This window comes from Aquiflexum sp. (assembly GCF_041749095.1).
GTDB lineage: Bacteria > Bacteroidota > Bacteroidia > Cytophagales > Cyclobacteriaceae > Aquiflexum.
This window is the reverse complement of sequence record NZ_JBGTCA010000081.1, coordinates 1-10,987: the sequence shown is the minus strand read 5'-3', so window position 1 is coordinate 10,987 and position 10,987 is coordinate 1. Positions and strand designations below refer to the sequence as shown.

At 38.8% G+C, this 10,987-nt stretch carries 9 protein-coding genes; all 9 read right to left on the bottom strand.

Translation table 11 applies throughout. The features are described 5' to 3' along the window. Positions 1-845: acyl-CoA dehydrogenase family protein (locus tag ACEW8O_RS04560; protein WP_373493441.1), on the bottom strand; the 845-nt coding region annotated here is incomplete at its 3' end. Between the two features lie 164 nt (positions 846-1,009). Further along, the gene (locus ACEW8O_RS04555; RefSeq protein WP_373493440.1) at positions 1,010-1,363 is read right to left on the bottom strand and encodes a four helix bundle protein; all 354 of its coding nucleotides are present in this window, start codon (positions 1,361-1,363) and stop codon (positions 1,010-1,012) included. A 116-nt stretch (positions 1,364-1,479) separates the two neighbouring features. After that, on the bottom strand, positions 1,480-2,655 hold the full coding sequence (locus ACEW8O_RS04550) for an acetyl-CoA C-acyltransferase (RefSeq protein WP_373493439.1): 1,176 nt from the start codon (positions 2,653-2,655) through the stop codon (positions 1,480-1,482). Positions 2,656-2,814: 159 nt separating this feature from the next. Next, the gene (locus ACEW8O_RS04545; protein WP_373493438.1) at positions 2,815-3,186 is read right to left on the bottom strand and encodes a four helix bundle protein; all 372 of its coding nucleotides are present in this window, start codon (positions 3,184-3,186) and stop codon (positions 2,815-2,817) included. Between the two features lie 155 nt (positions 3,187-3,341). Further along, positions 3,342-5,747: a 3-hydroxyacyl-CoA dehydrogenase NAD-binding domain-containing protein gene (locus tag ACEW8O_RS04540; RefSeq protein WP_373493437.1), complete on the bottom strand. Its 2,406-nt coding sequence runs from the start codon at positions 5,745-5,747 to the stop codon at positions 3,342-3,344. 13 nt (positions 5,748-5,760) lie between these two features. After that, positions 5,761-6,234 carry a MarR family winged helix-turn-helix transcriptional regulator gene (locus tag ACEW8O_RS04535; protein WP_373493436.1) on the bottom strand — a complete coding sequence of 158 codons (474 nt, stop codon included), beginning with the start codon at positions 6,232-6,234 and terminating at the stop codon, positions 5,761-5,763. A 209-nt stretch (positions 6,235-6,443) separates the two neighbouring features. Beyond that, positions 6,444-8,201 (bottom strand): long-chain fatty acid--CoA ligase, encoded by a 1,758-nt coding sequence (locus ACEW8O_RS04530; RefSeq protein WP_373493435.1) that lies wholly within the window; start codon positions 8,199-8,201, stop codon positions 6,444-6,446. A gap of 459 nt (positions 8,202-8,660) precedes the next feature. Beyond that, entirely contained in the window at positions 8,661-10,307 is a 1,647-nt protein-coding gene (locus ACEW8O_RS04525) for an Ig-like domain-containing domain (protein WP_373493434.1), read from the bottom strand. Positions 10,308-10,378: 71 nt separating this feature from the next. After that, the coding region (locus ACEW8O_RS04520; RefSeq protein WP_373493433.1) for a class I SAM-dependent methyltransferase at positions 10,379-10,987 on the bottom strand (609 nt) is incomplete at its 5' end.

Below are 10,987 nucleotides of genomic sequence, written 5' to 3'. Positions count from 1 at the left end.
ACGGTTTTGCAACCTCCCAATACGCCTGCACCCAGTTTGATCCTTCCTATATTGAGGATATTCACTGCGATCTTGAATCCGTTTTGTCTTTCGGAAAGCATGTTTTCTACAGGAACTTTGCAGTCATTGAAAAAAACCTGACGGGTAGAGGAACCTTTGATGCCCATTTTCTTTTCTTCTTCGTTCATCGTGATGCCGCCAAAACCTTTTTCCACAATAAATGCAGTGAGGTTTTTATCATCCTCGATCTTGGCAAACACGATAAAGATATCCGCAAAGCCAGCATTGGAGATCCACATCTTCTGTCCATTGATGAGGTAGTGATTTCCATCGGCTGTCAAGGTAGCTTTGGTCTTACCACTGTTGGCATCAGAACCGGCATCCGGTTCGGTCAGACAGTAACATGCTGCCCATTCACCTGTGGCCAATTTGGGCAGGTATTTGGATTTTTGCTCCTCTGTACCATAGTATAAAATCGGCAAAGTACCGATCCCGGTGTGGGCACCAAAAGTAGTGGAAAATGAACCCGCACCACCGATGATATCTGCGATCAGCATGGAAGTATTGAAACTCATGCCCATACCACCGAACTCCTCAGGAACAGATATTCCCAAAAGGCCTAGTTCCCCTGCTTTCTTGAAAATGGAAGGCACAAGTTCAGGGTTTTTCATGCTGTCGATTTCTTCGCTTTTGGGGTGGATCTCGGTATCGATAAAATCCTGACAGGCCTGCGCCATCATTTTTTGTTCCTCAGAAAACTCCTCAAATATGAAGATCTCCTGCGCTGCGGTTTCCTTGATAAGGAATTCACCGCCGTTGATTGATTGTTTTGTTGTTGTATTCATGATTGTAGACGTTAGACATAAGACGCAAGACATAAGACGCAAGACATAAGACAAACTCAATCTCACGTCTATGCATTTATTTTTTTTCGAATTTTAAGATTAAGGAGTAAAGCATATTTTGAAAATGTGAGATTTGAGATGTGAGATTTGAGAGGGGTTGGTGTTTAGACTGAGAATTTTTGAATCAGAGCAAACATCATTTTCTGTAATTCACCCACCTCTTTTTCAATATCCTGTACATCATTACTTTTTAGATATCCCAATTCAAGTGAAATAATTACCTGAGTATCCAATTCACATAATGAACCGTAAGCTATAGTCAGAAATTGAGAAAACTCCTTATTGGTTTTTCTCCCAGAACCTTCAGCAATATTTGATGGAACAGAAACTGCGCACCGTCTTAATTGCGAAACAAGACCAAATTTTTCCTCTGTTGGAAGTACAGAAGTCAGCTTGTATATATTCACAGCCAATTTAATGGAGCGTTTCCAAATGTCTAATTCTTTGTAGTTGTTCATATTTTTTCAATTTAAAAGTTTGAAATTCGTTCTATAAAAGAAACTCCTAATCTATTCTCGTACTCTTATTTAATCTCCTACCCGATGTCTCAAATCTCATGTCTCACATCTCAAATCTATTTTAAAAGCTCATACACCCCCGCTACTCCCTGTCCACCGCCAACACAAGCCGTCACCATACCGTATTTTTTGTTTTGTCTGCGAAGTTCGTTGAAGAGTTGGACGGAAAGTTTGGCGCCGGTACATCCCAAGGGGTGACCGAGGGCTACTGCACCGCCATTAACGTTGACTTTATTGATATCCATGTCCAGTGACTTGATCACTGCCAAAGCTTGGGCTGCAAAGGCTTCATTCAACTCAATCAGGTCGATTTTGTCCAATGTTAATCCGGCCTGTTTCAGTGCCTTCGGCACAGCTTCTTTTGGACCTATCCCCATGATCCGTGGTTCTACACCCGCTACGGAATAGGACATCAATCGGGCTATAGGTTCCAGGTTAAGTTCTTTGACCATTCTTTCCGACATCACCACCACAAAGGCCGCTCCATCAGAAGTCTGGGAAGAGTTTCCTGCTGTTACCTGTCCGCCTTGTTTGAAAGCGGGTTTCAGATTGGATAAGACTTCCATGGAAGTTCCTTTTCTTGGTCCTTCGTCGGTATCTACGGTATATTTTCTTGTCTTTCTTTTTCCTTTTTCATCCAGATAAGTTTCTTCTACTTCTACAGGTACTATTTCATCCTTGAACCTGCCTTCGGCAATGGCGGCTAATGCCCTGTCATGAGACTGAACTGCAAACTTGTCTGAGTCTTCTCTGGTAATGTCATAATCCTTGGCCAGTTCCTCAGCGGTCAAGCCCATACTCAGGTAATAATCAGGATTTTCGGAAGCAATCTTCCAGTTGAGTACTGTCTTATATCCCATCATGGGCAGCAAAGACATTGACTCTGTACCACCGGCAATAATGCAGTCTGCCATACCTGTTTTGATTTTTCCCACTGCCAATGCAATGGCCTCCAAACCGGAACCACAGTACCTGTTGATGATAAAACCGGGATTGTCAACGCCCAGGGCAAGAAGAGAAATCATCCTACCCATCTGCATGCCTTGTTCGCCTTCTGGGATGGCATTGCCTACGATAAGGTCATCCACCATTTTATTTTCCAAGCCGGGCGTATTGACCACCAAATGCTTGATGACATCTGCTGCCAGGTCATCCGGGCGATAGAACCTAAAGCCACCTTTTTTGGCCTTTCCCACCGCTGATCTATATCCGTTTACTATATAAGCTTCCATGTGTGTGTGTTTGATTTGAGGTTTATTGTTGATTTAATGTTTGTTGTATTCTTGGGGTTGAGAACCGAGAGCCGAGATGCGAGAGCCGAGATTTTGGACTTAGTGAAAAGATGCAAGATCCGAGAGATTAGATTTGGTAGATCTCAAACTGACTTTTATTCAATATGGATTAGATTCTACCGTTGCTTTAAATCCTATGATCATTTTTTGAATTTCATCAATATCCTGGTTCAAAGAATCAAATTGATCCTGATCTAAGAGACCAACCCTATTGGCAATAATCGTTTGTGTTTCAAGCTCAAAGCTTTCACCCAAGCTTATATCCAGACAATTTGTGAATGCTTTGGACGAGTTTCTAGCAGAACCTTCAGCAATATTTGAAGGAATGGAAACACTTGATCTTCTCATTTGCGAAGTCATCCCAAACTTTTCTTCTGAAGAAAAGTTACCAGTCAATTGATACACTTTAACTGCCAAATCAACTGATTTTTGCCAAACTTTGAGGTTTTTAAAATTGTGTTTTAACTTCATGATTAAAAGGTTTAAAGTGTTAATAATGTCAAATATCTATAATATCTATTCTCATTTCTTTGCTCTAACTTCTAGTTTCTTGGTTCTAGTCTCTTGTTTCTTGGTTCTTGTTTCTTGGTTCTAAACTCTCGTCTCTCGCTTCTCGCATCTCACGTCTAATTCCTAAGCGGCTTACCCTTAAACAGAATACTATGTATCCTCTCCAAAGTCTTTTTCTCACCTGTCAGGCTAAGGAATGCTTCGCGCTCCAGGTCGAGGAGGTATTGTTCACTTACTTCTGTTGGGGAAGAAAGGTCTCCTCCGGACATGACCCAAGCCAATTTTCTGGCGATCTTGGCGTCGTGATCGGAGATGTATTTGCCGTACAACATTCCTGTGATTCCGGCTTCGAACAAGGCTAGGGATGTTTTTCCCAATACTTTGATATCGGTGCGCTGCATAGGCTCCGTGTATCCCGCATCATACAGTGAAATCACTTTGGCTTTGGCTTCGGCAAATTGTCGTTTTCTGTTGAGCGTGATGTCATCTTTTACCTGTAAATATCCCAATCCAATTGCTTCAGCAGCAGAGGTGGATACTTTGGCAGTAGCGATGTTCATAAAGTATTCCTGTAGCCTGTTCAGTTCCACGTCACCTTCTTTGGTTTCTTGTGAAAATCTTAGGGTCATTTCCTTGGTACCGCCTCCGGCAGGAATCAGTCCCACACCGAATTCCACCAGGCCCATATACAGTTCTGCATGTGCCTGAATAGCATCAGCGTGCAGTGAAAGTTCACAGCCACCACCCAAAGCCATGTTATGCGGCGCAACCACTACAGGCACAGAAGAGTATCTTGCACGCATCATGGTTTTTTGAAAACCTGCTATCATGATGTTGATTTCATCAAACTCCTGATCCCCGGCAAACATGAACAGCATGGCCAAGTTGGCACCCGCAGAGAAGTTGGCTCCTTCGTTTCCGATGACCAATCCTTTGTGGGATTTCTCGGCCATCGCTATGGCAGTATTGATACCTTCGACGACTTCCTGTCCCAATGCATTCATCTTGGTATGGAATTCCAAACCGATCACATTGTCGCCCATATCGTAAATGGATGAACCGGCATTGCTCCAAAGTTTTTTGTCTGCTGCTTTGAGGGTTTCAAGAATGATGAATTCTTCCGTACCCGGGATGGCTTTGTAAGATTTGGAAGGAATGTCATAGTACATGCGTTTTCCACCTTCTACTTTGTAGAATGATTCATGACCTGCATCCAACATTTCATGTACCCATACTGCAGGTTTTTCGCCGGCAGCTTCCATTTTCTCTACTGTTCCTTTGACTCCAAGAATATCCCAGTTTTCGAATGGTCCATATTCCCAACCAAATCCGGCAGAAACTGCCTGATCGATTCTGTACAATTCATCTGCGATTTCTGGGATACGGTGCGAGCAGTATTTGAACAGATCATAAAAAGATGCTCTGTAGAATTCTCCGGCTTTATCGTCAAAGTTGACCAAAAATTTAATTCTCTTCTTCAGGTCATCAATTTCTTTGGAAGCTTCCAAAGCTTTGAATTTTGGCTTTTCGACATCCTTATACTCAAAAGTTTCAAAATCAATTTCCTTGAGTTCTTTGCTTCCATCTTTGTGACGGATCATTTTGAAATAACCCTGTCCTGTCTTGTCTCCCAACCACTTTTTTTCATAAAGCTTCTCCACTATTGTGGGAAGCTTGAATTTTTCACGGGATTCATCGTGTTCAAGGGTTTTGTACAGGTTGTTGGCCACGTTGACCGTGGTATCCAATCCAACCACATCCATGGTACGAAAGGTGGCGGATTTTGCCCTTCCTATTATTGTACCGGTGAGTTTATCAACTTCTGATACACCCAAGCCCATTTTTTCAATAGCATGCATTCCCGAAATGATGGCATACACCCCAATCCTATTGGCAATAAATGCAGGGGTATCTTTACAGAGAACCGTTTCTTTTCCCAAAAATCTATCTCCGTAATCCATCAGAAAGTCAATAATACTCGGATCGGTTTTTGGTCCGGGAATGATTTCCAATAACTTGAGGTATCTTGGAGGGTTGAAAAAGTGTGTCCCCGCAAAGTTGACCTGAAAATCCTCCGATCTTCCTTCGCACATCATGTGCATCGGAATGCCCGAGGTATTGGAGGTAATCAAAGTACCTAGAGTCCTATGTTTTTCTACTTTCTCAAAAAGTGACTGCTTGATACCAAGCCTTTCCACGATCACTTCCATTACCCAATCATAATCTTTGATTTTTGGAAGGTCATCATCAAAATTACCCGTGGTAATCCGGTCTATGTAGGAAGTGTCATACAAAGATGCCGGCTTGGATTTCAGTGTACTATCCAAAGCTTCATTGACAAGCCTATTTCTTACAGATTTGTCTGAAAGGCTAAGGCCTTTTTTCTCTTCTTGTTCTGTCAGTTCTCTGGGTATGATATCGAGCATCAAGACCTGCACGCCAATATTGGCAAAATGGCAGGCTATTCTTGACCCCATCACACCGGAACCTAAAATCGCTACTTTTTTGATTGTTCTTTTCATGTGTTTATTCGGTTTAGACCTCGTACATATTTTCGTACGCATTGGGGTTTATGGTTTCTGATTGTATATTTTCAATGACTTGATTGATCTTTTGAAACACCATAAAAAAGTCATTCAATTCCGCTTCACTGACGACTTCCCTTACTTGTTCATTGAATTCCATAATGGTCTTGACGGATATTTCTTTTTTTCTCTTTCCTGTCGGTGTTAGAAAAATCCTGACCGACCTTTTATCTATTGGATCCGGCTTTCTAAAAATCAGCCCTTTTTCTTCCATGCTTTTTAGCATCCTTGTAAGGCTTCTTGCTTCCAATCCCATCATAGGTGCAATCTTGGTGGCCGGTGTACCTTCTTTGGAATTGATGTTGATCAACACAAATCCGATGGCTGTTGTAAAGTCCTCCTGAACGGCTTTTTGATTATACATTCTCGAAATGGCATGCCAAGCACTCTTTATATGATAATCAACTGTGTCTTCACGCTTCATAGAAATATTTTTAATACGACTAAGTTAAGAAAAATATTGTATGCATGCATACTAAATGTAAAAAAAGTTATGCATGCAGAATAAATTAATCCGTTCAAATTATGACATAAAAAAAACTATATTCTGAATATTTACAGAATATAGTTTGAATGATTGGTAAAAACAGTATTTACCTTAGATCTTCAATATATGATTTTGTAATTTTATTTTTAGGCATATAAATCCTCTATTTCCTTGGCAAATTTTTGATGGATGACTTTCCTTTTTAATTTCATGGTCGGTGTTAATTCGCCAGTTTCTATTCCCCATTGCACATTGAGCACTTTGAATTTTTTGACCTGTTCCCATTTTCCAAAGTACTTATTGAGCTCATCAATATCTTTTTGGAACTTATCCAGAATTTCAGGCTTTTTGATCATTTCCTCATCATTGGTATAGGGTATATCCTTATGTTTGCACCAATCCTTTAAACCCTGTAAACTTGGAACAATCAATGCTGCGGGATAATTTTTATTTTCCCCAACTACTATAGCCTGCTCTATCACAGCAGATTCCTTGTATTTATTTTCCATAGGTTGTGGGGCGATGTATTTACCACCTGAAGTTTTGAACATCTCTTTCTTTCTATCGGTAATTTTGAGATAGTTCCCTTCATGAAGTTCTCCAATATCTCCTGTATGAAACCAACCTTCGGCATCAATTACCTCTTCGGTAAGGTCAGGCTGCTTATAATATCCCTGCATCACATTGGGGCCTTTGACCAAAATCTCTCCATCAGTGGCAATTTTGACTTCCACCTCTTTTACAACTTTTCCGACCATCCCTATTCGGATATCCTCATGGTTGCAAACTGAAGCTGAAACTACCGGTGAGGTCTCGGTCAAACCATAACCTTCACAAACCGGAATCTGAGCTGACCAGAATACCCTTGCCAGCCTAGGCTGCAGTGCTGAAGCTCCTGAGTTGATCTGCAGGACATTACCTCCCAGGGCTTCCCTCCATTTACTGAAAATGATTTTATTGGCCAATTTCAATTGAAAATTATACCAGCCACCTTGATCTTTATTCGGTTCATATTGAAGTCCAAGGTTGAGTGCCCAAAAAAACAAAGATTTTTTTACTCCTGTAAGTTCATAGCCTTTAGAGACGATTTTATCATAAACTTTTTCCAATAAGCGCGGCACTGTATTAAATACATGTGGTTGAATATCTTTTAGGTTTTCTCCGATGGTTTCCATGCTTTCAGCATAATAGATGGATATCCCCATGTACAAAAAGCAGAAAGATCCTGTTCTCTCGTAAATATGACAAAGTGGAAGAAAGCTTAAGGCTTTTGCTTTTCCCTTTGGAACAATAATCCTGTCTTCAATGGCAAAAAGATTATGGATAACATTTCCATGGGTCAACATGACGCCTTTGGGACGTCCTGTTGTACCGGAGGTATAAATGATCGTGAAAAGATCATTGGTTTTGATGGTTTCTTTGATGGCATCGAGCTCAGCTATATTTCCTGATTCGCCTGACTGCATAAATTCCTCCCAATAATCACATCCCTTTATTTTGTCAAAAGAAAAAATCTGCACATCCATGTCCTTAGACCCCTCTACCGCCTTTGCATGTATTTCTTCATCACCTACAAATACCTTTTTTACCTCAGCATGATTGAAAATATAATTGTAATCCTCCGCTGAAATTGTAGGGTACATCGGAACCGAAATAGCTCCTATTTGTTGCAATGCCAGGTCAATAAAATTCCATTCGGGTCTGTTGTTGGATATGATTGCTACTGTATCGTTTTTACCTACTCCTGATTTCAAAAACGCAAGACTCAGATTGTCCACAATTGTTTTCAGATCTCTTGATGAATAGGTCTTCCAATTGCCGTCTAATTTTTGGGCCAAAGCATCTTCTTTGTCATAATTTGCAATCTGATAATTAATCAAATCAAATAGTCTGCTGATCTGCATGTTAATTTGGGTTAGTGGACAGAGGTTCAAATTATAAAAAAGACCTCAGTTATCCAAAATCCTTTTTTCTTCAGTTTATTCACACTTCTATATATATATTATTTTATTTAATTAAATAAAACTATTAACGTTATTAGGGTGTGGATTTGTTGGTAAGTTTTTGTCTTTTATTAGTCAACACTGAATGTTGAGTTTGTTAATCATTTATTCACATTTACTTAACATTAAATTTAATAGCAAGTAATTGGTTTTGTAATAGTTAAGTTGATTGGAAAAAATTGTGTGGATTTCTATAGGAAAGATAAACCGGCATAAGTCTGTGTTAACCGGAATGTTTATAAGTGTGGATGAACAGGCACTTAATTTTTCATTTTATCTATTCTGTATTTAGTTGAATTTGATATTGGTATAAGTGGTAGTTTTTACCCAAGTTATTAGCTTGTATCCACATAGATATGTCTAGTTATCTACATTATTTTCTTCAATTATTTCTTCAATTGGCTTTTTTTCGATTGAATCTTTTTGAATTCCGACCGGTGTGTTGGGTTCTATTGTTACTTCAAGCACCCAACCGGCCCTGATTGTAGTGTCTCTGGAGTTATCATCATTTGGATTTTCGAGGTAATATATTGGTTCAGCTTGCCTGTTTTGCAGTAGGTTGGATGTATCCCACCGTTTGTTTTTGTTTTTATCTATGATGGCTCTAATTACAAAAACTCCTGGTTCGATATTTCTGAATACTGTCTCGTTTGTGTCAGTTAGATACTTTTCAGCAATGATCTCATCTTTTTTATTCATTATTTGAATGATGATGGGTAGTTCTGAAGTGTTTACTTTCACTTTTACCTCTTCTGCCAATGCGTCAGCTTTCAGTTTTTTATAAGCAGCTTCTAACTTATTTTCATTGTATTTTTCCTCAATATCTTTAAAAGTTGAATCTGAAGCATAAAAATTTAATGTTTCATTGGTAATAGAATCAGGTATAGTTAAAGCAATTGTCAATAAGGTTCTGTTGAGACTGTCTTTAAAAAATGTATAATCTTTATTTACATGTATGATGGAAGCAGTATCATACTTGAAGAGCAATGAGTCGTAATTGATTTCTTTTAAGGGTTTATTGAACTTGATGTCCAATGAAAGTTCTCTGAAGAAAGTCTTTGGACCTTCAATGGTTGGTTCCAGTTGTTCTTTGGTTCTATCACTTTCTTCAAATTTTGCATAAATCAATGTGTCGATTTTGAATCCCACGGAGTCAATTAAGTTTAATTGAATAGCTGTACTGTCATTTTGTAGCTCCGAGTGGTAAAACCGTATAATCTTTTCATTTTTCCGGTAGAAGAGTTTTTCATTCAACTCGTCATGTTCAATATTGACTTCTACCGGAAATTTACTTAATACAACATCAAAATTGCTTCCTACGGTTGCTGCACGATTGACTTTGAATTCTGAGATGTCTGATTTGGATATGTAAAATTGTGCGCCAGAAAGATTTGTTGTAATGGATACGGTATCCTCCAAAAATCCATATGCCTCTAACTTTTCTTCGGCTTTCAATGAGTTATTTGAATCATGCCATGCATAAGCCAAAAACTCTCCTGCCTTGATATTAGTAATATTGAAGTTTCCTACGGAATCTGCCTGTCCTATATAGTATGGTGGGGCAGTAAGTATATCTGTAGTATCACCAACCGCGTAAAGGCCTACAAGTATATCTTTCATTATCTTTTCTCTTTGAGGGAATATATAAGATACATTTCCTGAAAATGAAAGACTGTCTATTGTAGGCCCAGTGGAAAACACCAATTTCAAGTTTTCTGGAACATTGCTTTCGGTAATGTCTTTTATTGTTTTCTGAAAATTGAACACATAGGTTGTGCTGTCCTCTAGTTCTTGGTTAAGTTTGATGACAACTCTGTTTTTGATGGCAGTCACCTCCATTTCTTCTTTTTTGATTCTTGGAGTAATGATGATCTGTTTGTTTGGATTTTCTACTTTGACATATTCGTCAAACTCCAGTTCGATAGTTCTTGGTTTGATATTGAGGGATTCGTTTTGGGGATTTATAGTCAAAAGTTTTGGAGGTTCTTCATCTTTAGGACCACCCATTGGTGTACTTTGTTTTGCACAAGCTACTAGTAATAAAATAATAATTATATCAAATATATATTTAAAATATTTCATTTTTTCTTTAAAATAAATAATAAACTTGAATAATTATTTTCATTGTTTTTTGCCCACTTGTTAGAGCTATAGCCTTTTTTGAACGCATTTAATAAATGACCTATTGTAGGTCCATTAGGATTGTTATATTTTTCACTTAACAGAGAAACGTAATAACTGTCAAATTTCATGGGTTTGGTCTCCACTATTTTCATCTCTATTTCATCCGCAAATCTTTGCATGCTTTTGAGGTCGAAATGATAGAGGTGTCTTGGAACATCATAGGCAGCCCAATTAGTGCCGTAAAGATTTGCGTCAAATGAATTATGATTGGGAACAGCAATGATTAAGTTACCGTAATTCTTTAGGTGTTTTACAAGTTTTTTGCCTGTTTTCCGCAATTCGTGTATATGTTCCAGGACATGAAAGAGGGTGATTACATCAAATTTTTTATCCTTTCTAATTTGATCTATAGATTCGAAAACTTTGATATTTTTTTTAATACTAATTTCCCGTGCAATAGGGTTTGGTTCTATTCCTGTAACTCTCCATTTTTGGTTTGAGGCAGCTTTTATAAAGTAACCGGTTCCACAACCTATATCCAACAGTTTTCCTTTTGCAGGGTT